This is a genomic window from Glaciecola sp. SC05, assembly GCF_041380235.1.
In the GTDB taxonomy this organism is placed as follows: Bacteria; Pseudomonadota; Gammaproteobacteria; order Enterobacterales; family Alteromonadaceae; genus Glaciecola.
This window is the reverse complement of sequence record NZ_JBGIYY010000071.1, coordinates 1-307: the sequence shown is the minus strand read 5'-3', so window position 1 is coordinate 307 and position 307 is coordinate 1. Positions and strand designations below refer to the sequence as shown.

The following is a 307-nucleotide window of genomic DNA, read 5'->3' as shown; positions in this document are numbered from 1 at the left end:
GGTAACGGCGCCCGTTTTAGCTTGTTTATTGGTAAAACCCGCTTTGTTTACAATGTGTGTCGAAATGGCGCGGTGAATGATTTGCATTACCTTGCTTAATTCACTTGGGTTTCTTGCGAGTAGAAGCCGAAGTGGAATGGGTAAGCTTAACACCCATTGCCTTATGGGATAGCCCTTCAGTACGTCATCTACCAGCAATGCTGCACTTTCCGCCATACGCCTGGCACCACAACTAGGGCAAAATCCACGTCGCTTGCAGCTAAATGCGACTAACTTTTCGTGTTTGCAGTCGCCGCATACCACGCGT

General features: G+C 48.5%; 1 protein-coding gene. It reads right to left on the bottom strand.

The window, feature by feature from the left end:
* Positions 1 to 307, bottom strand: a 307-nt coding sequence (locus AB9H30_RS19420) for a transposase zinc-binding domain-containing protein (protein ID WP_371196444.1), incomplete at both ends; no start/stop codon positions are given.